Source organism: Pseudomonas sp. SMN5 (assembly GCF_052041925.1).
Classification (GTDB): domain Bacteria; phylum Pseudomonadota; class Gammaproteobacteria; order Pseudomonadales; family Pseudomonadaceae; genus Aquipseudomonas.
In genome coordinates this window covers 88,499-113,652 of sequence record NZ_JBKGGX010000016.1, presented here as the reverse complement: position 1 = coordinate 113,652, position 25,154 = coordinate 88,499, and the positions used below count along the sequence as shown (strand labels likewise).

Annotated in this window: 21 protein-coding genes; 20 read left to right on the top strand and 1 reads right to left on the bottom strand. The window is 60.8% G+C overall.

Annotated features, from left to right (window positions below):
* Nucleotides 1-34: 34 nt before the first annotated feature.
* On the bottom strand, nucleotides 35-817 hold the full coding sequence (gene map / locus ACLEJR_RS17710; protein ID WP_440791196.1) for a type I methionyl aminopeptidase: 783 nt from the start codon (nucleotides 815-817) through the stop codon (nucleotides 35-37).
* A 463-nt stretch (nucleotides 818-1,280) separates the two neighbouring features.
* Between map and rpsB the strand changes: the two genes are divergently transcribed.
* The 20 genes from rpsB to kdsA all read left to right on the top strand — a co-directional run bounded on the left by rpsB (nucleotide 1,281) and on the right by kdsA (nucleotide 24,976).
* Nucleotides 1,281-2,018, top strand: a complete 738-nt coding sequence (rpsB, locus tag ACLEJR_RS17705; protein WP_003198231.1) for a 30S ribosomal protein S2 — start codon at nucleotides 1,281-1,283, stop codon at nucleotides 2,016-2,018.
* Nucleotides 2,019-2,210: 192 nt separating this feature from the next.
* Nucleotides 2,211-3,077 (top strand): translation elongation factor Ts, encoded by an 867-nt coding sequence (tsf, locus tag ACLEJR_RS17700; RefSeq protein WP_440791194.1) that lies wholly within the window; start codon nucleotides 2,211-2,213, stop codon nucleotides 3,075-3,077.
* Between the two features lie 213 nt (nucleotides 3,078-3,290).
* Nucleotides 3,291-4,034 (top strand): UMP kinase, encoded by a 744-nt coding sequence (gene pyrH / locus ACLEJR_RS17695; protein WP_003189161.1) that lies wholly within the window; start codon nucleotides 3,291-3,293, stop codon nucleotides 4,032-4,034.
* Nucleotides 4,031-4,588: a ribosome recycling factor gene (gene frr, locus ACLEJR_RS17690; protein ID WP_440791192.1), complete on the top strand. Its 558-nt coding sequence runs from the start codon at nucleotides 4,031-4,033 to the stop codon at nucleotides 4,586-4,588. The genes pyrH and frr overlap by 4 nt, the downstream gene beginning before the upstream one ends.
* A gap of 13 nt (nucleotides 4,589-4,601) precedes the next feature.
* Nucleotides 4,602-5,357, top strand: coding sequence for a polyprenyl diphosphate synthase (gene uppS, locus ACLEJR_RS17685; protein ID WP_440791190.1), 756 nt, complete (start codon nucleotides 4,602-4,604; stop codon nucleotides 5,355-5,357).
* Entirely contained in the window at nucleotides 5,357-6,163 is an 807-nt protein-coding gene (locus ACLEJR_RS17680) for a phosphatidate cytidylyltransferase (RefSeq protein ID WP_440815413.1), read from the top strand. Before uppS ends, ACLEJR_RS17680 begins: the two co-directional genes overlap by 1 nt.
* Nucleotides 6,160-7,350 carry a 1-deoxy-D-xylulose-5-phosphate reductoisomerase gene (gene ispC / locus ACLEJR_RS17675; RefSeq protein WP_440791187.1) on the top strand — a complete coding sequence of 397 codons (1,191 nt, stop codon included), beginning with the start codon at nucleotides 6,160-6,162 and terminating at the stop codon, nucleotides 7,348-7,350. The genes ACLEJR_RS17680 and ispC overlap by 4 nt, the downstream gene beginning before the upstream one ends.
* Before the next feature lie 52 nt (nucleotides 7,351-7,402).
* Nucleotides 7,403-8,755 (top strand): RIP metalloprotease RseP, encoded by a 1,353-nt coding sequence (rseP, locus tag ACLEJR_RS17670; protein WP_440815411.1) that lies wholly within the window; start codon nucleotides 7,403-7,405, stop codon nucleotides 8,753-8,755.
* Between the two features lie 74 nt (nucleotides 8,756-8,829).
* Entirely contained in the window at nucleotides 8,830-11,217 is a 2,388-nt protein-coding gene (gene bamA / locus ACLEJR_RS17665) for an outer membrane protein assembly factor BamA (RefSeq protein WP_440791183.1), read from the top strand.
* A 45-nt stretch (nucleotides 11,218-11,262) separates the two neighbouring features.
* Nucleotides 11,263-11,766, top strand: a complete 504-nt coding sequence (locus tag ACLEJR_RS17660) for an OmpH family outer membrane protein (RefSeq protein ID WP_024779019.1) — start codon at nucleotides 11,263-11,265, stop codon at nucleotides 11,764-11,766.
* Between the two features lie 3 nt (nucleotides 11,767-11,769).
* Nucleotides 11,770-12,825: a UDP-3-O-(3-hydroxymyristoyl)glucosamine N-acyltransferase gene (gene lpxD / locus ACLEJR_RS17655; protein WP_440791182.1), complete on the top strand. Its 1,056-nt coding sequence runs from the start codon at nucleotides 11,770-11,772 to the stop codon at nucleotides 12,823-12,825.
* 105 nt (nucleotides 12,826-12,930) lie between these two features.
* Nucleotides 12,931-13,371 (top strand): 3-hydroxyacyl-ACP dehydratase FabZ, encoded by a 441-nt coding sequence (gene fabZ / locus ACLEJR_RS17650; protein ID WP_440791181.1) that lies wholly within the window; start codon nucleotides 12,931-12,933, stop codon nucleotides 13,369-13,371.
* A complete protein-coding gene (gene lpxA, locus ACLEJR_RS17645) occupies nucleotides 13,368-14,144 on the top strand; it encodes an acyl-ACP--UDP-N-acetylglucosamine O-acyltransferase (RefSeq protein ID WP_440815409.1) in 777 nt (258 codons plus the stop codon). The genes fabZ and lpxA overlap by 4 nt, the downstream gene beginning before the upstream one ends.
* 2 nt (nucleotides 14,145-14,146) lie before the next feature.
* A complete protein-coding gene (lpxB, locus tag ACLEJR_RS17640; protein WP_440791177.1) occupies nucleotides 14,147-15,274 on the top strand; it encodes a lipid-A-disaccharide synthase in 1,128 nt (375 codons plus the stop codon).
* Nucleotides 15,274-15,927 carry a ribonuclease HII gene (rnhB, locus tag ACLEJR_RS17635; RefSeq protein ID WP_440791175.1) on the top strand — a complete coding sequence of 218 codons (654 nt, stop codon included), beginning with the start codon at nucleotides 15,274-15,276 and terminating at the stop codon, nucleotides 15,925-15,927. The genes lpxB and rnhB overlap by 1 nt, the downstream gene beginning before the upstream one ends.
* Before the next feature lie 212 nt (nucleotides 15,928-16,139).
* A complete protein-coding gene (gene dnaE, locus ACLEJR_RS17630; RefSeq protein ID WP_440815406.1) occupies nucleotides 16,140-19,661 on the top strand; it encodes a DNA polymerase III subunit alpha in 3,522 nt (1,173 codons plus the stop codon).
* Nucleotides 19,662-19,809: 148 nt separating this feature from the next.
* The gene (locus tag ACLEJR_RS17625; RefSeq protein WP_440815404.1) at nucleotides 19,810-20,757 is read left to right on the top strand and encodes an acetyl-CoA carboxylase carboxyltransferase subunit alpha; all 948 of its coding nucleotides are present in this window, start codon (nucleotides 19,810-19,812) and stop codon (nucleotides 20,755-20,757) included.
* 134 nt (nucleotides 20,758-20,891) lie between these two features.
* Nucleotides 20,892-22,220: a tRNA lysidine(34) synthetase TilS gene (gene tilS, locus ACLEJR_RS17620; protein WP_440815402.1), complete on the top strand. Its 1,329-nt coding sequence runs from the start codon at nucleotides 20,892-20,894 to the stop codon at nucleotides 22,218-22,220.
* Between the two features lie 274 nt (nucleotides 22,221-22,494).
* Nucleotides 22,495-24,126: a CTP synthase gene (locus tag ACLEJR_RS17615; protein ID WP_440815399.1), complete on the top strand. Its 1,632-nt coding sequence runs from the start codon at nucleotides 22,495-22,497 to the stop codon at nucleotides 24,124-24,126.
* Nucleotides 24,127-24,130: 4 nt separating this feature from the next.
* Nucleotides 24,131-24,976, top strand: coding sequence for a 3-deoxy-8-phosphooctulonate synthase (kdsA, locus tag ACLEJR_RS17610; RefSeq protein ID WP_053152762.1), 846 nt, complete (start codon nucleotides 24,131-24,133; stop codon nucleotides 24,974-24,976).
* Nucleotides 24,977-25,154 lie beyond the last annotated feature (178 nt).

The window sequence follows — 25,154 nt, the reverse complement described above, 5'->3', positions numbered from 1 at the left end:
TCCTTTCTATCTATAGCTATAGGCTGGGTTCGGTTCAGGCAGAAACGCGAGGTATGGTGTCGTCGCTGCGCAAGGTGAAGATCTCATACCCGGTCTCGGTCACCAGCAGGGTGTGCTCCCACTGGGCCGACAACTTGCGGTCCTTGGTGATGGCGGTCCAGCCGTCGCCCAGCACCTTGGTGTCGGCGCGGCCCTGGTTGATCATCGGCTCGATGGTGAAGGTCATGCCGGCCTGCAGTTCCATGCCGGTACCGGCACGGCCGTAGTGCAGGATCTGCGGTTCTTCGTGGAACACCTTGCCGATGCCGTGACCGCAGAACTCGCGTACCACCGAGAAGCCATTCTTTTGCGCGTGCTTCTGGATCACTTCGCCGATGTCCCCGAGGCGGCAGCCCGGTTTCACCAGTTCGATGGCCATGTACATGCATTCCTGGGTGACCTTCGACAGGCGCTGGGCCCACTCCGGCACGTTGCCGACATGGAACATGCGGCTGGTGTCGCCGTGATAGCCGTCCTTGATGACCGTGACGTCGATGTTCAAGGTGTCGCCATCCTTCAACGGCTTTTCGTTGGGGATGCCGTGGCAGACCACGTGGTTGATCGAAGTGCAGATCGACTTCGGAAAGCCTTTATAGTTGAGCGGCGCGGGGATAGCCTTCTGTTCGTTGACGATAAAGTCATGGCAGATGCGGTCCAGCTCTTCGGTGGTCACGCCAGGCTTGACGTAATCGGCGATCATTTCCAGCACGTCGGCGGCAAGTTTGCCGGCGACACGCATTTTGGCGATGTCCTCGGGAGTCTTGAGGGTAACGGTCATACAGGCTCTCTCTGCGCCCGACGGCGCTGTTCGATGCGAAATGGGCGGCGGGTGATGATACGCCGAGCCCTGAAAGAGGCGATTCTAACAGACCATCCTGGCAATCCGCGCCTGTCAGCAATACCAGATCGGTCAGGCACCATAAATAAACCGTGGCGAGGGAGCTTGCTCCCGCTGGGGCGCGTAGCGGCCCTCGCTTTATTGGGGCTGCTGTGCAGCCCAGCGGGAGCAAGCTCCCTCGCCACGGTTTTGTGCCCGGCTTGAGGTGTTTTGCCTACCTGCAGAATCCGTGTTCCGTTTTCGCCCACGCCGTGGTATAAAATGCGCCGCTTTCCGGGGATGACCCCGCAAGCTTAAATCCACACACGTGTCGACACGATGACCTGGGTGCCTTCGGCTCATGCAGCTGCTGGTTGGTCATTGGGATACGTGGAGGCCAAACCCGACTTATCAAGGAACTATCATGTCCCAAGTCAACATGCGCGATATGCTGAAGGCCGGTGTGCACTTCGGTCACCAGACCCGTTACTGGAACCCGAAAATGGGCAAGTACATTTTCGGCGCGCGTAACAAGATCCACATCATCAACCTTGAAAAAACCCTGCCGATGTTCAACGAAGCACTGACCTTCGTAGAGCGCCTGGCCCAGGGCAAGAACAAGATTCTGTTCGTCGGCACCAAGCGTTCCGCTGGCAAGATCGTTGCTGAAGAAGCAGCACGTTGCGGTTCGCCGTACGTCGATCACCGCTGGTTGGGCGGCATGCTGACCAACTTCAAGACCATTCGTGCTTCCATCAAGCGTCTGCGTGACCTTGAAGTGCAGTCCGAAGACGGTACTTTCGCCAAGCTGACCAAGAAAGAAGCGCTGATGCGCACTCGCGATCTTGAGAAGCTGGACCGCTCCCTGGGCGGTATCAAGGACATGGGCGGCCTGCCTGACGCACTGTTCGTGATCGACGTAGACCACGAGCGCATCGCGATCACCGAAGCCAACAAGCTGGGCATCCCGGTCATCGGCGTAGTCGATACCAACAGCAGCCCGGAAGGCGTTGACTACATCATCCCAGGCAACGATGACGCCATTCGCGCCATCCAGCTGTACATGGGTTCGATGGCTGACGCTGTTATCCGTGGTCGCAACAATGTTAATGGCGGCACCGAAGTCTTCGCTGAAGAAGCTCCGGCCGCAGCCGCTGAGTAATCGACGCCCTGGCGTTGACTCAGTAAGCAAAAAGGGGGCTTGGCCCCCTTTTTGCCACCTCGAAAACCATTTGTCGCCGGCGCAGCTACCTGTTTGTCACGTGTCCCGGTCTATAAGCAGTGGTTCGAGGAAGAATTGATCGCCCGTTCGGTCGGGTGGAATGGTTGAAAACCTATCCAAGAGGATTTTGAAATGGCAGAGATTACTGCAGCGTTGGTCAAAGAACTGCGCGAGCGTACCGGCGAAGGCATGATGGACTGCAAGAAAGCCTTGACCAAGGCTGGCGGCGACATCGAGAAAGCCATTGATGACATGCGTGCCTCGGGCGCCATCAAGGCCGCCAAGAAAGCGGGCAACGTTGCCGCTGAAGGCGCCATCGCCATCAAGGACGACGGCAAGGCCGCCGTTCTGCTGGAAGTCAACTCCCAGACCGACTTCCTGGCTCTGCAGGATGACTTCAAGGCATTCGTCGCTGCCAGCGTCGAGAAAGCCTTCGCTGACAAAATGACCGACGCCGCTCCGCTGATCGAAGCCCAGGAAGCTGCACGCCTGGTCCTGGTCGGCAAGACTGGCGAGAACGTCAACATCCGTCGCCTGGTTCGCGTCGAAGGTGACGTGGTCGGTACTTACCTGCACGGTAACAAGATCGGTGTGGCTGTTGTCCTCAAGGGCGGCGACACTGAGCTGGCGAAAGACATCGCCATGCACGTGGCTGCGTCCAACCCTGAGTTCCTGCTGCCTTCGGACGTATCGGCCGAAGCGATCGAGCGTGAAAAGAACGTCTTCCTGCAACTGAACGAAGAGAAGCTCAAGGGCAAGCCTGCCGATATCGCCGAGAAGATGGTTTCCGGTCGTATCTCCAAGTTCCTGGCTGAAGCAAGCCTGGTCGAGCAAGCGTTCGTCAAGAACCCGGAAATCAAGGTCGGCGATCTGGCGAAGAAAGCCGGTGCCGAAATCGTTTCGTTCACCTACTTCAAGGTTGGTGAAGGCATCGAGAAGCCGGTCGACAACTTCGCTGAAGAAGTTGCTGCCCAGGTAGCTGCTGCCAGCAAGCAATAAGACAGGTTTTTACAACTGTCGCCCGGAAGAGGCTGCCCGCTCACGCGCGCAGCCTCTTTTTGGATGAGGATGCCGATTTTTATTGGTTTCCTGTCGGAACTGACTTACAAAGCCGTGTTCCGATGGCGCTGTGTCAGCGCCAAGCTAGAGTGAACGCAGGCTGTAAAACGGCCGCAGAGAATTTTCAAAAATACGCCGCAGGAGAGATTCGCAATGGCTCAGCAGGGCAGTGGTTATCAGGCTCGCTATAAACGCATTCTACTCAAGCTTAGCGGCGAGGCCCTGATGGGCTCCGAAGAATTCGGAATCGATCCGAAAGTGTTGGATCGCATGGCCCTGGAAGTCGGTCAACTGGTCGGCATCGGTGTCCAGGTCGGCCTGGTCATCGGCGGTGGCAACCTGTTTCGCGGCGCGGCGCTGAGCGCAGCCGGCATGGATCGGGTCACAGGCGACCACATGGGCATGCTGGCCACCGTGATGAACGCCTTGGCTATGCGCGATGCGCTGGAGCGTGCCAATATCTCGGCCATCGTGATGTCGGCCATTTCCATGGTTGGCGTGACCGATCACTACGATCGCCGCAAGGCCATGCGCCACCTCAACTCCAAGGAAGTGGTGATTTTTGCCGCCGGCACCGGTAATCCGTTCTTTACCACGGATTCGGCTGCCTGCCTGCGAGCGATCGAGATCGATGCCGATGTCGTGCTCAAGGCAACTAAGGTCGATGGTGTCTACACTGCCGACCCGTTCAAGGACCCGCATGCCGAGAAGTTCGATCATCTGACCTACGATGAAGTACTGGATCGCAAACTGGGGGTCATGGACCTGACGGCCATCTGTCTGTGCCGCGACCACAAGATGCCGCTGCGCGTCTTTAACATGAACAAGCCCGGCGCCCTGCTGAATATCGTACACGGCGGCGCGGAAGGGACTCTGATCGAGGAAGGCCAACAATGATCAACGAAATCAAGAAAGACGCCCAAGCGCGTATGCAAAAATCCCTGGAGTCTCTGAGCCACGCGTTTGGCCAGATCCGTACCGGCAAGGCGCATCCGAGCATCCTGGGCAGCGTGATGGTGCCTTACTATGGCGCCGACACGCCTATCAGCAGCGTTGCCAACATCACCGTCAAGGATTCGCGAACCCTGCAAGTCGTGGCCTTCGAGCGCAACATGCTCGCGGCGGTCGACAAGGCGATCCAGAGCGCCGGCCTGAACCTCAACCCGACCAACCTGGGCGAGTTGCTGCTGGTCTCCATGCCTGCCCTGACCGAAGAAACCCGCAAGGGCTTCACCAAGCAGGCGCGCAGCGCCGCCGAGGATGCTCGGGTGGCTGTGCGCAACATCCGCCGCGATGCCCTGGGTGAGCTGAAGAAGCTGGTCAAGGACAAGGAAATCAGCGAAGACGAAGAGCGTCGCGCAGCGGCCGACATCCAGAAGCTGACCGACAAGGCAGAGGCTGACATCGATGCGGCCACCAAGCAAAAAGAAGCGGACCTGATGGCCGTATAAGGGTCTCGTTTTCATGGAAAAGACCAAGCAGGCCTTGCCGTTCGCGGTGCCGCGCCATGTGGCGATCATCATGGACGGCAATAACCGTTGGGCCAAGAAACGCTTCATGCCTGGCGTTGCCGGGCATAAGGCCGGGGTCGACGCGGTTCGCGCGGTCATCGAGGTGTGTGCCGAGGCCGGGGTCGAAGTGCTGACCCTGTTCGCGTTCTCCAGTGAGAACTGGCAGCGCCCGGCCGATGAGGTCAGTGCTTTGATGGACCTGTTCCTCAAGGCCCTGCGCCGCGAGGCCAAGCGCCTCAACGATAACAGCATCAGCCTGCGCATCATCGGTGATCGCTCGCGTTTTCACCCCGAGCTTCAGGCTGCGATGCGCGAAGCCGAGGCTGCAACGGCCGGTGCCGACCGGTTTGTCCTGCAGATTGCCGCCAACTACGGTGGCCAGTGGGACATCGCCCAAGCCGCCCAGCGGCTGGCACGGGAAGTCCAGGCCGGTCATCTGCGTCCGGAAGATATCACTCCGGACCTGTTGCAGACCTGTCTGGCGACCGGGGACCTGCCGTTGCCGGACCTGTGTATCCGTACCGGTGGCGAGCACCGCATCAGCAACTTTCTGCTCTGGCAACTGGCTTACGCCGAGTTGTACTTCTCCGACCTGTTCTGGCCGGACTTCAAACACGAAGCCATGCGCACCGCACTGGCCGATTTCGCTTCCCGTCAGCGTCGCTTCGGTAAAACGAGCGAGCAGATCGAGGCTGGAGCCCGGGTTTAATGCTCAAACAACGAATCATCACCGCCCTGATCCTGTTGCCCATCGCCCTGTGCGGCTTTTTCCTGCTCGAAGGTGCCAGTTTTGCCCTGTTCATCGGGCTGGTCGTGACACTGGGCGCTTGGGAATGGGCGCGGCTGGCGGGTTTTCCTGCGCAGTCGGCACGTGTGACCTACGCCATGGCGGTGGCCGCCATGCTGTTCATCATGCATCTGATACCGGGCCTCGCGCCCTGGGTGCTGGGGGCTGCGGTGCTCTGGTGGGCGACAGCGACCTTCCTGGTGCTGACCTATCCGAACACCACTCATCATTGGGCCAATGCGGCCACCAAACTGATGATCGGCCTGCTGATCCTGCTGCCCGCCTGGCAAGGCCTGATCTGGATCAAACAGGGACCGTTGGGCAACTGGCAGATCATGGCGGTCATGGTGCTGGTCTGGGGCGCCGACGTCGGCGCGTATTTCTCCGGCCGGGCCTTTGGCAAGCGCAAGCTGGCCCCCAAGGTCAGTCCTGGCAAGAGTTGGGAAGGGGTCTATGGCGGCCTGGTCTTGAGTCTGGTCATCACGACCGTGGTCGGTCTCGTGCGGGACTGGACGGTCGCGCAGTTGCTGATGGGCCTGTTTGGCGCCGCTGTCGTCGTCTTTGTGTCGGTAGTCGGCGACCTGACTGAAAGCATGTTCAAGCGCCAGTCCGGAATCAAGGACAGCAGCAACCTGTTGCCCGGTCACGGCGGCGTGCTGGATCGTATCGACAGCCTGACCGCCGCGATTCCGATCTTCGCCGTGCTGCTGTGGATGGCGGCTTCGTGAGTCGGCCGCAACAAATCACAGTACTGGGTGCCACCGGCTCGATCGGGCTCAGTACGCTTGATGTCATCGCTCGGCATCCCGAGCGTTATCAGGTATTCGCCCTGAGTGGCTTCACACGCCTGAGTGAGTTGCTGGCGTTGTGCATGCGCCACGCGCCTCGGTTTGCCGTGGTGCCCGAGGCGGGCGTAGCGCAGGCCTTGCAGGATGATCTGCGCGCCGCTGGGCTGTCCACCCGAGTGCTGGTGGGGGAGGAGGGCCTGTGCCAGGTAGCCTCCGACCCGGAAGTCGATGCCGTGATGGCGGCAATTGTCGGCGCGGCGGGCTTGCGTCCGACGCTCGCAGCGGTGGAGGCCGGCAAGAAGATCCTGCTGGCCAATAAGGAAGCCCTGGTCATGTCCGGCGCACTGTTCATGCAGGCCGTGCGCAAGAGCGGCTCGGTGCTGTTGCCCATCGACAGTGAACACAACGCGATTTTTCAATGCATGCCGCAGGATTTTTCCCGTGGCCTGGGCGCGGTCGGGGTCAGGCGGATTTTGCTGACAGCCTCCGGCGGTCCGTTCCGGCAGACACCGCTGGAAGAATTGATGCATGTTTCACCCGAGCAGGCCTGTGCGCATCCGAACTGGTCCATGGGGCGCAAGATTTCCGTCGATTCGGCCAGCATGATGAACAAGGGGCTGGAGCTGATCGAAGCCTGCTGGCTGTTCGATGCCAAGCCGTCTCAGGTCGAGGTGGTGATTCACCCGCAGAGCGTGATTCACTCCTTGGTGGACTACATAGACGGTTCGGTGCTGGCTCAGTTGGGCAACCCGGATATGCGCACGCCGATCGCCAACGCCCTGGCCTGGCCGGTGCGGATCGATTCCGGCGTCGCGCCGCTGGACCTGTTCGCCATCGCTCGCCTGGATTTCCAGGCGCCTGACGAACAGCGCTTCCCCTGCCTGCGCCTGGCCCGACAGGCGGCCGAGGCGGGCAACAGTGCGCCAGCCATGCTCAACGCGGCCAATGAAGTGGCGGTTGCGGCGTTTCTCGATGGGCGTGTCCGTTACCTCGAGATCGCGAGTATCATCGAGGAAGTGTTGAATCTGGAAGCCGTGGTCGCGGTCGACGACCTCGACGCGGTATTCATGGCGGATGCCAGGGCTCGTGAATTGGCGGGCCAATGGCTGCAGCGCCACGGGCGTTGAAGCTGCGATACGTTAGCCAGGGTCGCCCTGGACAGGATTGCGGAGAAAACAGATGAGCGCGCTCTATATGATTGTCGGCACCCTGGTCGCACTGGGGGTGTTGGTTACCTTTCACGAATTCGGTCATTTCTGGGTCGCACGTCGCTGTGGCGTCAAGGTGCTGCGTTTTTCCGTAGGCTTTGGCATGCCCCTGGTGCGCTGGCACGACAAGAAAGGCACCGAGTTCGTCGTGGCGGCGATTCCACTGGGCGGCTACGTCAAGATGCTCGATGAGCGCGAAGGCGAAGTGCCCGCCGATCAGCTCGATCAATCGTTCAATCGCAAGAATGTCCGCCAGCGCATCGCTATTGTCGCTGCGGGGCCGATTGCGAACTTCCTGCTGGCACTGGTTTTTTTCTGGGCGCTGGCAATGCTGGGCAGCGAACAGGTGCGTCCTGTCATCGGCGCGGTAGAGGCGGGCAGTGTGGCAGCCCGGGCCGGATTGGGGGCTGGGCAGGAAATCGTCGCCATCGACGGCGAGCCGACATCGGGCTGGGCCGCAGTCAATCTGCAACTGGTGCGTCGTCTGGGTGAGAGCGGCTCGTTGCAATTGATGGTGCGCGAGCAAGGTTCCTCGGTAGACACGCCGCGAGAGCTGATGCTGGATAACTGGCTCAAGGGTGCGGACGAGCCGGATCCGATTCGCTCCCTGGGCATCCGCCCATGGCGTCCTGCGTTGCCGCCGGTGCTCGCCGAACTCGATCCCAAAGGCCCGGCCCAGGCTGCCGGTCTCAAAGCCGGCGACCGTTTGCTGGCACTCGATGGCCAGGCCGTGAGTGACTGGCAACAGGTTGTCGATGCGGTTCGTATACATCCTGATACCAAAATTGTGCTGCGCGTCGAGCGTGACGGGGCTCAGATCGACGTCCCGGTCGCCCTGGCTGCCCGTGGCGAGAGCAAGGCGCCGACCGGCTACCTCGGGGCGGGCGTCAAGGCCGTCGACTGGCCGCCTGAAATGGTCCGCGAAGTCAGTTTCGGTCCGGTGGCGGCGATTGGCGAGGGCGTGCGTCGTACCTGGACCATGAGCGTGTTGACCCTCGACTCGCTGAAGAAAATGTTGTTCGGCGAGCTCTCGGTAAAAAACTTGAGTGGACCGATAACCATTGCTAAAGTGGCGGGCGCTTCTGCCCAGTCGGGCGTCGCTGATTTCCTGAATTTCCTTGCTTATCTGAGCATTAGCCTGGGGGTTCTGAATTTGCTGCCCATCCCGGTGCTGGATGGGGGGCATCTGCTGTTCTATCTGATTGAGTGGGCGCGTGGTCGTCCCTTGTCGGATCGGGTTCAAGGTTGGGGGATACAGATTGGTATCAGTCTGGTGGTCGGGGTGATGTTGCTTGCCTTGGTCAACGATCTGGGTCGTCTGTAACGCTTTGCTGAATTGCGAATCTGCCGCATTTTGCGGCAGTTTGTTTATTGCCAGTTGGAATAAGAAAGGACTTCATGAAACGTCTGCTGCTAACCGCGGTTATTACCGTGTTGATGATCGCCGAAGTTCACGCCGAGTCCTTCACTATCTCTGATATTCGCGTCAACGGCCTGCAGCGGGTTTCCGCCGGCAGCGTCTTTGGTGCCTTGCCGTTGAACGTCGGTGAGCAGGCGGATGATCGGCGCCTGGTGGAGTCCACTCGTGCGCTGTTCAAGACCGGCTTCTTTCAAGATATCCAACTGGGCCGTGACGGCAATGTCCTGGTCATCACGGTAGTCGAGCGTCCGTCGATCGCCAGCATCGAGATCGAAGGCAACAAGGCGATCTCCACTGAAGACCTGATGAAAGGCCTCAAGCAATCGGGCCTCGCCGAAGGCGAGATCTTCCAGCGCGCCACCCTCGAAGGCGTGCGTAACGAACTGCAACGCCAGTACGTCGCCCAGGGCCGCTACTCGGCCACCGTCGACGCCGAAGTCGTACCGCAGCCGCGCAACCGCGTGGGCCTGAAGGTCAACATCAACGAAGGCACCGTGGCCGCCATCCAGCACATCAACGTGGTGGGCAACACGGTTTTCCCTGACGAAGACCTGACCGACCTGTTCGAACTCAAGACCACCAACTGGCTGTCGTTCTTCAAGAACGACGACAAGTACGCCCGTGAAAAACTCTCCGGTGACCTGGAGCGGCTGCGTTCCTACTACCTGGACCGGGGCTACATCAACATGGACATCGCTTCGACCCAGGTGTCCATCACCCCGGACAAGAAGCACGTCTACATCACCGTCAACGTCAATGAAGGCGAGAAGTACACCGTTCGTGACGTCAAGCTCAGCGGTGACCTGAAAGTCCCGGAAGACCAGGTCAAGTCGCTGCTGCTGGTGCAGAAGGGCCAGGTGTTCTCGCGCAAACTGATGACCACCACGTCCGAACTGATCACCCGTCGCCTGGGGAACGAAGGCTACACCTTCGCCAACGTCAACGGCGTGCCACAGCCGCACGATGACGACCACACCGTCGATATCACCTTCGCCGTGGACCCTGGCAAACGTGCCTATGTGAATCGCATCAACTTCCGTGGCAACACCAAGTCCGAAGACGAAGTGTTGCGGCGTGAAATGCGCCAGATGGAAGGTGGCTGGGCCTCGACCTACCTGATCGACCAGTCCAAGACCCGCCTGGAGCGCCTGGGCTTCTTCAAGGAAGTCAACGTCGAGACGCCGGCGGTGCCGGGTGTCGATGACCAGGTCGATGTGAACTACAGCGTGGAAGAGCAGGCTTCCGGTTCGATCACCGCCAGTGTCGGTTTCGCCCAGAGCGCGGGCCTGATCCTCGGTGGCTCGATCACCCAGAACAACTTCCTGGGTACCGGTAACAAGGTCAGCATCGGCCTGACCCGCAGCGAGTACCAGACCCGTTACAACTTCGGCTATGTGGACCCCTACTGGACCGCCGACGGCGTCAGCCTGGGCTACAACGCCTTCTATCGCACCACCGACTATGACGAGCTCGACTCCGATATCTCCAGCTATGCAGTGGACAGCCTGGGTGCAGGCGTCAACGTGGGGTATCCGATCAGCGAAACCTCGCGCCTGACCTTCGGCCTTACTGCTCAGCAGGACAAGATCAATACCGGTCGCTACACCGTCGACGAGATCTTCGATTTCGTGAACCGTGAAGGCGACAACTACCTGAACTTCAAGGCCTCGGCCGGCTGGTCCGAATCGACCCTGAACAAAGGCGTGCTGGCGACGCGTGGCCATTCCCAGAGCCTGGTATTGGAAACCACGACCCCTGGCAGCGATCTGTCGTTCTTCAAGCTCGATTACCGCGGCCAGTTGTTCCAGCCGTTGACCGACAACTACACCGTGCGCCTGCACACAGAGTTGGGCTATGGTGATGGCTACGGTTCGACCGACGGCCTGCCGTTCTACGAGAACTACTACGCCGGTGGTTTCAACTCGGTTCGTGGCTTCAAGGACAGCACGCTGGGGCCTCGCAGTACGCCGAGCCGCGGCGTAGGCGCCACAGGCAACGTAGGTACGATTGCGGACCCGGATCAGGATCCGTTGCCGTTCGGTGGCAACGTGCTCATCCAGGGCGGTCTCGAGGTGCTGTTCCCGATGCCGTTCGTCAAGGATCAGCGCTCGCTGCGTACCTCGGTTTTCTGGGACGTGGGTAACGTTTTCGACTCCAAGTGCGAAACCACCACCAATACCAATGGGACCAAGTCCAACACGACGTGCAACGACATCAGCCTGAGCAACATGGCCAGTTCCGTCGGCGTGGGTGTGACCTGGGTCACTGCGCTCGGTCCTTTGAGCTTCGCCCTGGCGATGCCGATCAAGAAACCGGATGACGCTGAAACCCAAGTGTTCCAATTCTCCCTCGGCCAGACGTTCTAAACGCCTGACCCAAGACAACGACAATGGATTTTGTAGGAGTGCATCGTGCGTAAGTTGACTCAATTGGTTCTCCTGGCGACCGTACTGGTCGCAGGTCCGGCTTTTGCCGACATGAAGATCGCCGTGCTGAACTATCAGATGGCCCTGCTGGAATCCGATGCGGCGAAGAAATACGCCGTGGATGCCGAGAAGAAGTTCGGCCCGCAACTGACCAAGCTCAAGAGCCTGGAAAGCAGCGCTAAGGGTATCCAAGACCGCCTGGTAGCCGGTGGCGACAAAATGGCCCAGGGCGAGCGTGAGCGCCTGGAGCTTGAATTCAAGCAAAAGGCCCGTGACTTCCAGTTCCAATCCAAGGAGCTGAACGAAGCCAAAGCCGTTGCCGACCGTGAGATGCTCAAGCAGCTCAAGCCGAAACTCGACAGCGCCGTGGAAGAAGTCATCAAGAAAGGTGGTTTTGACCTGGTGTTCGAGCGGGGTGCCGTGATCGATGTCAAACCGCAGTACGACATCACGCGCCAGGTCATCGAGCGCATGAATCAGCTGAAGTAATCCATGACAGCGACTATCAAGCTCGGCCAGTTGGCCGAGTTCCTCGGCGCCACCCTGCGTGGCGACCCGGAGAAGGCAATGACTGGGCTAGCCACTTTACAAGAGGCTGGCCCAGCTCAGTTGAGCTTCCTGGCAAACCCCCAATATCGTAAATACCTGGCCAATAGCCGGGCCGGCGCGCTGTTGCTTAAGGCGGCGGATGCCGACGGGTTTGCCGGCGATGCCTTGATCGTGCCTGATCCGTACCTGGCGTACGCGCGGATTTCCCATCTGTTCGATCCCAAGCCCAAGTCGGCCGCCGGTATTCACCCCAGCGCGGTGATCGCACCGGACGCGATAGTCGATCCCAGCGCCAGCATCGGTCCATTCGTGGTCATCGAAAGCGCGGCGCGGATCGGCGCCGGTGTCACCCTGGGCGCTCATTGCGTCATTGGTGCACGCAGTGAAGTCGGTGAAGGCGGCTGGCTGGCGCCACGTGTGACCCTGTACCACGACGTGCGCATCGGCAAGCGGGTGGTGATTCAATCGGGCGCGGTGTTGGGCGGTGAAGGCTTCGGTTTCGCCAACGAGAAGGGCGTCTGGCAGAAGATCGCTCAGATTGGTGGCGTCACCATTGGCGATGACGTTGAAATCGGCGTCAACACGGCGATTGACCGTGGTGCGCTGGCTGACACGATCATTGGCAATGGCGTCAAACTCGACAACCAGATCCAGATCGCTCACAACGTCCAGGTCGGTGACCACACCGCCATGGCTGCCTGCGTGGGTATTTCCGGCAGTACCAAGATCGGCAAGCACTGCATGCTCGCCGGTGGCGTCGGGCTGGTGGGGCATATCGATATCTGTGACAACGTGTTCCTGACCGGGATGACCATGGTGACCCACTCGATTACCGAGCCGGGTGCCTATTCTTCCGGTACGGCGATGCAACCGGCGGCCGAATGGCGCAAGAGCGCGGCCCGCATTCGTCAGCTCGATGACATCGCGCGACGTCTGCGGCAACTGGAAAAGCGTGTAGGGGACGTGACCCCTGACGGTAATGCTTCATCAGATGGCTGATACCATTTCCATATCAAGTGTGCACAGCCGTTAGGGCATCTTGATTTGCTAGCGGAGTGCGCGTCACTCGTGCGCTCCCAATCTTTACATAGGCTTCCCCCCGAAATGATGGACATCAACGAGATTCGCGAATACCTGCCTCACCGTTACCCGTTCCTGCTGGTGGACCGGGTGGTGGAACTGGATGTCGAAGGCCAGCGCATTCGCGCCTACAAGAATGTCAGCATCAACGAACCGTTCTTCAATGGTCACTTTCCCGCGCATCCCATCATGCCGGGCGTGTTGATCATCGAGGCGATGGCTCAGGCTGCCGGGATCCTTGGTTTCAAAATGCTCGACGTAAAGCCTGCCGACGGCACGCTCTACTACTTCGTAGGCTCCGACAAGCTGCGTTTCCGCCAGCCGGTCACCCCGGGCGATCAGTTGATCCTGGAAGCCAAGTTCATCAGCTGCAAACGCCAGATCTGGAAGTTCGAATGCCAGGCTTCGGTCGATGGCAAACCGGTCTGCTCGGCTGAAATCATCTGTGCGGAACGCAAGCTATGAGTTTGATCGACCCTCGCGCAATCATCGATTCGACGGCCGTCCTGGCCGCCGATGTCGAGGTCGGCCCGTGGTCGATCGTCGGCGCAGGTGTGGAAATCGGCGAGGGTACGGTGATTGGTCCCCACGTGGTTCTCAAGGGACCGACCCGGATCGGCCGTCACAATCGCATCTACCAGTTTTCCTCGGTAGGCGAGGACACCCCCGATCTCAAGTACAAAGGTGAAGAAACCCGCCTGGTCATCGGCGATCACAATGTGATCCGCGAAGGGGTGACGATTCACCGTGGCACCGTCCAGGATCGTTCCGAAACGACCCTGGGCGACCACAACCTGATCATGGCCTATGCTCATATCGGCCATGACAGCGTGATCGGCAACCATTGCATCCTGGTCAACAACACCGCACTGGCCGGCCATGTGCACGTGGACGACTGGGCGATCCTGTCCGGCTTCACCCTGGTGCACCAGTATTGCCATATCGGTGCCCACAGCTTTTCCGGCATGGGGACCGCCATTGGCAAGGACGTACCGGCCTATGTCACGGTATTCGGCAACCCGGCCGAGGCCCGCAGCATGAACTTCGAAGGCATGCGCCGACGGGGCTTCAGCGAAGAGGCCATCACTGCATTGCGCCGCGCCTACAAGGTTGTGTATCGCCAGGGCCTGACGGTGGAGCAGGCACTCACCGAGCTGGCCGAGGCCGCGGCCCAGCACCCGGAAGTCGCGATATTCCGCGACTCCATCCAGTCTTCGACCCGCGGCATCACGCGTTAATCATGGCCAATCTGCGTATCGCGCTGGTGGCAGGAGAGGCTTCCGGCGACATTTTGGGCGCAGGCCTGATGCGGGCGCTCAAGGCGCAGCATCCGGCGGTGCAGTTCATCGGTGTCGGCGGGCCGTTGATGCAGGCCGAAGGGCTGGTGTCCTACTTCCCGATGGAACGCCTGTCGGTCATGGGCCTGGTGGAGGTCCTCGGTCGCCTTCGGGAACTGCTCGCGCGGCGCAAGAAACTGATCGAAACCCTGATCGCCGAACAACCGGATGTGTTCATCGGTATCGATGCCCCGGATTTCACCCTCAACATCGAGCTCAAGCTACGCCAGGCCGGTATCAAGACCGTGCACTACGTCAGCCCTTCGGTCTGGGCCTGGCGGCAGAAGCGAGTGCTGAAGATCCGCGAAGGTTGCGACCTGATGCTGACTTTGCTGCCCTTCGAAGCCCGGTTCTACGAAGAGAAGGGCGTGCCGGTGCGGTTTGTCGGCCATACCCTGGCCGATACCATCCCGCTGGAAGCCGACCGCCCGGTTGCCCGGCAACTGCTGGGCCTGCCGGACGGTCCGCTGGTAGCCTTGATGCCTGGCAGCCGTGGCGGTGAAGTGAGTCGCCTGGGCGGGCTGTTTTTCGACGCCGCCGAACGTCTGCTGGCGAAGCGTCCGGATGTGCGATTTGTCCTGCCGTGTGCCAGCCCGGAGCGCAGGGCCCAGCTTGAAGCGCTGCTGGCCGGACGCGATCTGCCGGTGACCCTGCTCGACGGGCGCTCCCATGACGCGCTGGCCGCGTGCGATGCCGTGTTGATTGCCTCCGGCACTGCTACGCTTGAGGCGTTGCTGTTCAAACGCCCGATGGTGGTCGCCTATCGCCTGGCGCCGCTGACGTTCTGGATCCTCAAGCGCATGGTCAAGAGTCCATACGTGTCCTTGCCCAACTTGCTGGCCCAACGGCTGCTGGTGCCTGAACTGTTGCAAGATGCCGCCACGGCCGATGCGTTGGCCGATACGCTGGCGCCATTGATCGACGGCGGGCAGGAGCAGACCCGGGGCTTTGACGAAATTCACCGTACCTTGCGTCGCGATGCTTCCAATCAGGCCGCCGACGCGGTACTGACCCTGATCGGCGCGAAATAATGATTAACTCGAAGCTACAGATGGGCCTGGACTTCAATCTGGTCGCTGAAGTCGACGCGCTGGTGGCCGGCGTCGATGAAGTGGGCCGTGGCCCTTTGTGCGGTGCGGTGGTGACGGCGGCGGTGATTCTCGATCCGAACCGGCCCATCCTGGGACTCAACGACTCGAAGAAACTCACCGAGGCCCGCCGTGAAAAGCTCTACGACGAGATCTGCGAAAAGGCCCTGAGCTGGTGCATTGCCCGCGCCGAGGTCGAAGAAATCGATGAGTTGAACATCCTGCACGCGACCATGCTCGCCATGCAGCGCGCCGTGGAAGGCCTGCACATCAGGCCGAAACTGGCGATGATCGATGGCAACCGTTGCCCGAAACTGTCGATGCGCGCCGAGGCGGTGGTCCAGGGCGACGCGAAGGTGCCCGCCATCGCGGCGGCATCGATTCTGGCCAAGGTCAGCCGCGACCGGGAGATGAGCGCTTTTGAACTGATCTACCCAGGCTACGGCATCGGCGGCCACAAGGGTTATCCGACGCCCGTTCATCTGGAAGCCCTGGCGCGCCTCGGGCCAACGCCGATCCACCGGCGCTCATTCGCCCCGGTGCGGCTGGCTTATGAAGCGCGCGAAGGGCTGATCGAAAGCGAGAGATTCGCCTGACTCATTGTGGCGAGGGAGCTTGCTCCCGCTGGGGCGGTCCGACGTCTCGGGCGAAGCGCCCATAAGAAGGGGGGACTGCTGTGCAGTCCAGCGGGAGCAAGCTCCCTCGCCACGGTTTCCGTCCTGAAGAGCATGAGTTGCTGGCTGATGTTTTACCCCAGGCCCGGTACAATCCGGGCCTTGTTGTTTTCATGACTTTACGCAGGATCACTATGCCGGCTTCATTCGTTCATCTACGCCTGCACACTGAATACTCCCTGGTCGACGGTCTGGTGCGGATCAAGCCCCTGGTCAAGACCCTGGTGGGCATGAACATGCCGGCCGTGGCGGTCACCGACCAGAACAACATGTGCTCGCTGGTCAAGTTCTACAAAACCGCCATGGGCGCCGGTATCAAGCCGATCTGCGGCGCCGACCTGTGGCTGTCGAACAAGGACCCGGACGCCCCGCTGAGCCGTATCAGCCTGCTGGTGATGAACGCCGTGGGTTATCGCAACCTGACCGAGCTGATTTCCCGTGGCTTTATCGACGGCCAGCGCAACGGCTCGATCATCATCGAGCGTGAGTGGGTGGCCGAGGCCAGCGAAGGCTTGATCATGCTGTCGGCGGCCAAGGAAGGCGAGATCGGCCTGGCCCTGCTCAGCGGCAACGCCGAAGAGGCCGAGACCCTGGCGCGTGACTGGATGGCGGTATTCCCGGACCGCTTCTACATCGAGGTGCAGCGCACCAGCCGCCCCAACGACGAAGAACACCTGCACGCCGCCGTTGCCCTGGCAGACCGGATCGGCGCGCCGCTGGTGGCGACCAACGATGTGCGCTTCATCAAGCAGGAAGATTTCGAGGCCCATGAAACCCGCGTCTGCATCGGCGAAGGCCGGGCCCTGGATGATCCGCGTCGCTCCAAGAACTACAGCGACCAGCAATACCTCAAGAGCGCCGAGGAAATGGCCGAGCTGTTCAGCGACCTGCCCGAGGCGCTGGAAAACACGGTCGAAATCGCCAAGCGCTGCAATATCGAAGTGAAGCTGGGCAAGCACTTCTTGCCCAACTTCCCGATTCCCGATGGCATGACCATTGATGAATACTTCCGCAAGGTTTCCTTCGATGGCCTGGAGGAGCGCCTCAGCGTCCTGCTGCCCAAGGACACCACCGAAGATTACGAAGCCAAGCGCCAGGTCTACGTCGACCGGTTGAATTTCGAGCTGGATATCATCATCCAGATGGGTTTCCCCGGTTACTTCCTGATCGTGATGGACTTCATCCAGTGGGCCAAGAACAACGGCGTGCCGGTAGGCCCGGGGCGTGGATCGGGTGCAGGCTCGCTGGTGGCCTATGTGCAGAAGATCACCGACCTCGACCCGTTGGAATACGACCTGCTGTTCGAACGTTTCCTCAACCCGGAACGGGTCTCCATGCCCGACTTCGACGTTGACTTCTGCATGGACGGCCGTGACCGGGTGATCGACTACGTGGCCGAGAAATATGGCCGTAACGCCGTGAGCCAGATCATCACCTTCGGTTCCATGGCTGCCAAGGCGGTGGTGCGGGACGTGGCGCGGGTGCAGGGCAAGTCCTACGGCCTGGCGGATCGCCTGTCAAAGATGATCCCGTTCGAAGTCGGCATGACGCTGGAAAAGGCCTATGAGCAGGAAGAAATCCTGCGGGACTTCATCAAGGTCGACGAAGAGGCGGCGGAAATCTGGGAGATGGCCCGAAAGCTCGAAGGCATCGTCCGTAACGTCGGCAAGCACGCCGGTGGTGTGGTCATCGCGCCGACCAAGCTGACCGACTTCTCGCCGATCTATTGCGATGAAGAGGGCGACGGCCTGGTCACCCAGTTCGACAAGGACGACGTCGAGGCGGCGGGCCTGGTGAAGTTCGACTTCCTCGGCCTGCGGACCCTGACCATCATCGACTGGGCACTCAAGACCATCAATCGCGACCGGGCCAAGGCCGGCGAAGAACCGCTGGACATCGCGTTCATTCCGTTGGACGACAAACCGACCTACAGTCTGTTGCAGAAAGCCGAAACCACTGCGGTGTTCCAGCTTGAATCCCGGGGCATGAAGGAGCTGATCAAAAAGCTCAAGCCCGACTGCCTGGAAGACCTCATCGCCCTGGTGGCCCTGTTCCGTCCGGGCCCGTTGCAATCGGGCATGGTGGACGACTTCATCAACCGTAAGCACGGTCGCGCCGAACTGGCGTACCCGCATCCGGATTATCAGTACGACGGTCTCAAGCCGGTCCTGGCGCCTACCTATGGCATCATCCTGTATCAGGAACAGGTGATGCAGATCGCCCAGGTCATGGCGGGTTACACCCTCGGCGGCGCGGACATGCTGCGTCGGGCGATGGGTAAGAAAAAGCCTGAAGAGATGGCCAAGCAGCGCGGTGGTTTCATCGAGGGTTGTGCGAACAACGGCATCGATGCAGACCTGGCCGGCAACATCTTCGACCTGGTGGAAAAGTTCGCCGGTTATGGCTTCAACAAATCCCACTCCGCCGCCTACGGCCTGGTGTCGTACCAGACCGCCTGGCTGAAAGCCCACTATCCGGCGCCGTTCATGGCTGCGGTACTGTCGGCGGATATGCACAACACCGACAAGGTCGTGACCTTGATCGAGGAAGTGCGCACCATGAAGCTGCGCCTCGACGCGCCGGACGTGAACGCTTCGGAGTTCAAGTTCACGGTGAATGACGAAGGTCGCATCATCTATGGCCTCGGCGCGATCAAGGGCGTGGGCGAGGGGCCGGTGGAGGCCATCACCGAAGCGCGCCAGGACGGGCCGTTCAAGGACCTGTTCGATTTCTGTGCGCGGGTTGACCTCAAGCGTATCAACAAGCGCACCCTCGACGGTTTGATCCGCAGTGGCGCGCTGGACCGCCTGGGTCCCTATTTTCACGATGAGCCCAAGGCCTATCAGGCCAACATCGACCGCAATCGCGCGGTGTTGCTGGCAGCCATGGAAGAAGCGATCAAGGCCGCCGAGCAAACCGCCCGCACTCACGACAGCGGTCATGCCGACCTGTTTGGCGGGCTGTTCGTCGAGGAGGATGCCGATGTCTATGGCAACCATCGCAAGGCCAAGGAGCTGACCCTCAAGGAACGCCTCAAAGGCGAGAAAGACACCTTGGGCCTGTACCTGACCGGGCACCCGATCGACGAATACGAAGGCGAGATCCGTCGCTTCGCCCGCCAGCGCATCATTGATCTGAAGCCGGCCCGCGACACCCAGACCGTCGCCGGCATGATCATCGCCCTGCGGGTGATGAAGAACAAAAAGGGCGACAAGATGGGCTTTATCACCCTCGATGACCGCTCCGGGCGCATCGAGGCATCATTGTTTGCCGATGCGTTCCACTCGGCGCAATCGCTCTTGCAGACCGACGCGATGGTGGTGGTCGAAGGCGAGGTCAGCAACGACGACTTTTCCGGTGGCCTGAGGCTGCGGGTCAAGCGGGTGATGAGCATGGAGGATGCCCGCACCAACCTTGCCGAGAGCCTGCGCCTGAAATTGCAGACCCAGGATCTCAAGGGCGATCAGCTACGCTGGTTGGGTGAGTTGTTCAAGCGCCATCGCGGCGCCTGCCCGATCACCATGGAGTACATGCGCCCCGACGCCAAGGCGGTGTTGCAGTTCGGCGAAGGCTGGCGAATTGACCCGGCGGATGCGTTGATTCAAGCCTTGCGTGACCAGTTCGGCAAAGACAACGTCTTCCTCCAATACCGTTGACGGCCAGGGGCCACTGTCCAAACCTGTGTGCCCCTGATCTCGACCCGGATTTTAATCTCGACCTGAACGCGCCTCTCCCTTAAGGTAGGCGCGAATAGACAACCGGCCGGCCCAAGCTCTCTTGGACGTCGACCCAAGACGGACGCCTATGAACCCGAATTTTCTAGATTTCGAACAGCCGATCGCCGACCTGCAAGCCAAGATCGAAGAGTTGCGCTTGGTCGGTAACGACAATTCGCTGAATATCGGCGATGAAATCTCTCGTCTGCAGGACAAGAGCCGTACGCTGACCGAAGACATCTTCGGCAAGCTGACCAGTTGGCAGATCGCTCGCCTGGCGCGTCATCCGCGCCGTCCGTACACGCTGGACTACATCGATCACATCTTCACCGAGTTCGACGAACTGCACGGCGATCGTCATTTTGCCGACGACGCCGCGATCGTCGGCGGTGTCGCCCGCCTGGACGACCAGCCGGTCATGGTGATCGGTCACCAGAAAGGTCGCGAAGTCCGCGAGAAGGTGCGCCGCAACTTCGGCATGCCGCGTCCGGAAGGCTACCGCAAGGCCTGCCGCCTGATGGAAATGGCCGAACGCTTCAAGATGCCGATCCTGACCTTCATCGACACCCCGGGCGCCTACCCGGGCATCGACGCCGAGGAGCGCAACCAGAGCGAAGCGATCGCCTGGAACCTGCGCGTCATGGCCCGCCTGAAAACCCCGATCATCGCCACCGTGATCGGTGAAGGTGGTTCCGGCGGTGCACTGGCCATCGGTGTCTGCGATCAGTTGAACATGCTGCAGTACTCCACCTATGCGGTGATCTCGCCGGAAGGCTGTGCCTCGATTCTGTGGAAAACCGCCGAGAAGGCGCCGGATGCGGCCGAAGCCATGGGCATCACCGCCGAGCGGCTCAAGGGCCTGGGCATTGTCGACAAGGTGATCAACGAGCCCGTGGGCGGCGCTCACCGCGACCCGGCCGCAGCCGCAGCATTGATTCGCACCGAGCTGAGTTCGCAACTGGCGATGCTGAAGAAACTCGACAACGACGCGCTGCTGGCTCGTCGCTACGAGCGGTTGATGAGCTACGGTCTCTGACCTGACCCTGCCTCATCCCATGTGGGAGCGAGCCTGCTCGCGATTGCGGTCTGACAGCCAACAGATAGGTTGAATGTTAAGCAGTCATCGCGAGCAGGCTCGCTCCCACATTTGTTTTGTGCAAGGTAATCGATATGAGCCAGCCAACGATTGATCTTGTAGCCCGGCTGCTGCTGAATCTTGCCCCCTGGCGCAACGCCGCCACCTGGCGCATCGCCTTCTCCGGCGGCCTCGATTCCACTGTCCTTTTGCACCTGCTCGCGTCTCTCGCAACCCGCCATTCCCTGCCGCCCCTCGGCGCCATCCATGTTCACCACGGCCTTCAATCGGCGGCGGATGCCTGGCCAGATCATTGCCGTTCGGTGTGCGAGGCTGTTGGCGTGCCATTGGAGGTCGTGAATGTCCAGGTGCTGCCCGGCGCCAGTGTCGAGCGGGCTGCTCGGGATGCGCGTTACGCGGCATTCTGCGCCGCGCTCCACAGTAATGAGGTGCTGCTCACTGCCCAGCACCGCGACGACCAGGCCGAAACCCTGCTGTTTCGCTTGCTGCGTGGGGCAGGGGTGCGGGGGCTGGCGGCGATGCCGAGACAACGCCCGTTGGGGCAGGGACAGCTGCTGCGACCACTGCTCGATGTTTCACGAGCCGAGCTGGAAGGTTACGCCACGCAGCACGGCTTGAGCTGGATCGAAGACCCGTCCAATGCCGACCTCCGCTACGCCCGCAATTACCTGCGCCAGCGGGTTTTCCCGGTATTGGCCGAACAGTGGCCGCAAGGCTCGCAGACGCTGGCGCGTAGCGCCGGGCACATGGCTGAGGCCCAGGGCTTGCTGGAGGAGCTGGCGCAGCTCGACCTGGCCCAGGCCTCGACCCCCTGCGCGTTCGACTGGCTCGGTTTGCGCTCCTTGGCGCTGGCACCGTTGCAGGCGTTGTCGCCGGCTCGTCAGCGCAATGCGTTGAGCCACTGGCTGGCGTCAATGACCCCGTTGCCCGATAGCGATCACTGGTCTGGCTGGGAATCGCTGCGCGATGCCGACAGCGATGCCCGACCCATGTGGCGGTTGGCGGCAGGTGAGTTGCATCGGGCCGGCGGGCGGGTCTGGTGGCTATCCGACCACTGGCTACGTCCGGTTGCAGGCATCGTACCCTGGCCGGATCCGACGATAGCGTTGTACTTGCCTGGCAATGGCTCGCTGGCCTTCAGCGGCACCGCGCCGCCGGGGCCACTTTGCATACGCTATCGTCGGGGCGGCGAGGTGATGGAGTTATCGGGTCGAGGTCATCGTGATCTCAAGCGTTTGCTCAATGAGCGCGCCGTGCCGGCGTTCATTCGCAGCCGATGGCCGCTGCTTTTTCGAGGTGAACAATTGCTGGCGGTGGCCAATCTGCCGAGGCTCGACAGCGCAACTGATGACAGTTGGCAATTGAACTGGGCACCAGGAGGCCAAGATCGGGGTTTGAGCTGATAGGGGGTTTCCGGTAGACTACGCTCCCTTCTTGATACAACTTCTGTGGATTCGCCTGAATTGCAGGAGTTGCCGATTACCAAGCAGTCTTTGCTGGGCGATTCCAAAAAATGTGTAGCGAGCAACGTACCGGTGATTTCACTTCCGGTCTGTCCCAACGCGGCGGTTTTTTTGAAAGGTGCACTGTGATTAATGCAGGTGATCGGGGGCTTCGGCCTTCCTTCGCTTTCCCCGGCGGCTCGGACCGCTTTAACGCAGACTTCTAGGGTTTTTCATGACGCGCTACATATTCGTCACGGGCGGTGTTGTTTCTTCATTGGGGAAAGGCATTGCCTCGGCTTCATTGGCGGCCATCCTGGAGGCGCGGGGGCTTAAAGTCACCATGCTCAAGCTGGACCCCTACATCAACGTCGACCCGGGCACCATGAGCCCGTTCCAGCACGGTGAGGTGTTCGTCACCCACGACGGCGCCGAGACCGACCTGGACCTGGGCCACTACGAGCGGTTCATCCGCACGACCATGACCCAGAACAACAACTTCACCACCGGCCGTGTCTATGAGCACGTGCTGCGCAAAGAGCGCCGTGGTGACTACCTGGGCGCGACCATCCAGGTCATCCCGCACATCACCGACGAAATCAAGCGCCGCATCATCAAGGGTGCCGGCGATGCCGACGTGGCCATGGTCGAGATCGGCGGTACCGTGGGCGACATCGAGTCCCAGCCGTTCCTGGAAGCCATCCGCCAGCTGCGTTTCGAAATCGGCGCCAAGCGCGCAATGCTGATGCACCTGACGCTGGTTCCCTACATCGCCACTGCCGGCGAGACCAAGACCAAGCCGACCCAGCACTCGGTCAAGGAACTGCGCTCCATCGGCCTGCAACCTGACGTGCTGATCTGCCGCTCCGATCATCCGATCGACATCTCGTCGCGCCGCAAGATCGCCCAGTTCACCAACGTTGAAGAGCGTGCGGTCATCGGCCTGGAAGACGCCGACACCATCTACAAGATCCCGGGCATCCTGCACTCCCAGGGCCTGGACGATTTCGTCGTCGAGCGCTTCGGTCTGCAATGCGCCGGCGCCGACCTGTCCGAATGGGACGCGGTGGTCGATGCCAAGCTCAATCCGGAGCATGAAGTCACCATCGCCATGGTCGGCAAGTACATGGAACTGCTGGACGCCTACAAATCGCTGATCGAGGCGATGAGTCACGCGGGTATCAGCAACCGCACCAAGGTCAACCTGCGCTACATCGATTCCGAAGACATCGAGAACCAGGGCACCGGCCTGCTCGAAGGCGCCGATGCGATCCTCGTACCGGGCGGCTTCGGCTTGCGCGGCGTGGAAGGCAAGATCACCGCCGTGCAGTACGCTCGCGAAAACAAGGTGCCTTACCTGGGTATCTGCCTGGGCATGCAAGTGGCGGTCATCGAGTTCGCCCGTAACGTCATGGGCTGGAAAGACGCCAACTCCACTGAGTTCGATCGCGCCAGCGGCCACCCGGTCGTGGGTTTGATTACCGAGTGGGAAGACGCCACCGGCGCCGTGGAAATCCGTACCGAAGCCTCCGACCTGGGCGGCACCATGCGCCTGGGCGCCCAGGAATGCCTGCTCGAAGCTGGCTCCCTGGTGCACCAGTGCTACGCCAAGGACGTGATCGTAGAGCGTCACCGTCACCGCTACGAAGTGAACAACAACCTGCTGCCGCAACTGATCGAGGCCGGCCTGAAAATCTCCGGTCGTTCCGGTGATGGCGCGCTGGTGGAAGTCGTCGAGGCCCAGGACCACCCATGGTTCGTCGCCTGCCAGTTCCACCCCGAGTTCACCTCGACGCCGCGCGACGGTCACCCGCTGTTCAGTGGTTTTGTGAAAGCCGCTTTGGCCCAACATCAGAAAAAGGCATAAGACGATGGCCCAGAAGATCATCCGCGTCGGCGACATCGAGATCGCCAACGACAAACCCATGGTGCTGTTCGGCGGCATGAACGTGCTGGAAAGCCGCGACATGGCGATGCAGGTCTGCGAAGAATACGTGAAGGTCACCCAGAAACTGGGCATCCCCTACGTGTTCAAGGCCAGCTTCGACAAGGCCAACCGTTCGTCCGTGACCTCCTACCGTGGTCCGGGCCTGGAAGAAGGCATGCGGATTTTCCAGGACATCAAGCAAGCCTTCGGCGTGCCGATCATCACCGACGTCCACGAACCTGCCCAGGCCGCGGTCGTGGCCGAAGTCTGCGACATCATCCAGCTGCCGGCCTTCCTGTCGCGCCAGACCGACCTGGTGGTCGCGATGGCCAAGACCGGCGCGGTGATCAACATCAAGAAAGCGCAGTTCCTCGCGCCCCAGGAGATGAAACACATCCTGAGCAAGTGCGAAGAGGCCGGTAATGACCAGTTGATCCTCTGCGAGCGGGGCTCCAGCTTCGGCTACAACAACCTGGTGGTGGACATGCTCGGCTTCGGCATCATGAAGCAGTTCGAGTACCCGGTGTTCTTCGACGTGACCCACGCCTTGCAGATGCCTGGCGGCCGTTCCGACTCTGCCGGTGGTCGCCGTGCCCAGGTGACGGACCTGGCCAAGGCGGGCATGAGCCAGTCCCTGGCCGGCCTGTTCCTGGAAGCCCACCCGGACCCGGACAATGCCAAATGCGATGGCCCTTGCGCGCTGCGCTTGAACAAGCTGGAACCGTTCCTGTCTCAGCTCAAGGCTCTGGATGAGCTGGTCAAGGGTTTTCCGACGATAGAAACCGCGTAACGCGGTTTTCTCCGGTAAAGTACCGCTCGATTATCGCTCTGGCCTGCGGGCCGCATTGCTCTTGTGGGAGCATGGCTTGCGATGGTGTCCTTCAGGGCTCATCGTCGGCAAGCCTTGCTTCTTGTGGCGAGGGAGCTTGCTCCCGCTGGAGCGCGAAGCGCTCCCCATCCAGGCTCTG